Source organism: Halomonas sp. ND22Bw (genome assembly GCF_003011945.1).
Classification (GTDB): Bacteria; Pseudomonadota; Gammaproteobacteria; order Pseudomonadales; family Halomonadaceae; genus Halomonas; species Halomonas halophila.
In genome coordinates this window covers 1-381 of sequence record NZ_PXWD01000300.1, presented here as the reverse complement: position 1 = coordinate 381, position 381 = coordinate 1, and the positions used below count along the sequence as shown (strand labels likewise).

Annotated in this window: 1 pseudogene; it reads left to right on the top strand. The window is 59.6% G+C overall.

The window, feature by feature from the left end:
• Positions 1 to 100 precede the first annotated feature (100 nt).
• A pseudogene (locus CVH10_RS18165) lies at positions 101 to 381 on the top strand (IS110 family transposase); the annotation flags it as partial.

Below are 381 nucleotides of genomic sequence, written 5' to 3'. Positions count from 1 at the left end.
TCTGACCTCGAGGCGGACGGATCTGATGCGAGATCGAACCCGAACCATCAATCGACTCCGTGCACTACTGAGTACATATTTTCCGGCCCTCGAGCGGGCGTTGGACATCAGTAACGTCAAAGCGACGTTGATCTTGCTGTCGGGCTATCAGACGCCGGACGGGATCCGCAGACTTGGAGAGGCACGGTTGCAGGCGTGGCTACGGAAGCGTAAGGCCTACAACGCTGCCCAGATTGCGGCGAAGGCGATCAACGCGGCGCAGTCGCAACATGTGCGGGTGGCGGGTCAGGACGTGGCAGCGAGCACGGTCGCGAAATTTGCCGTTCAGGTCATGAACATCGATGCGGAGATGGCCGAGCTCGATCGTGATATCGAGGAACG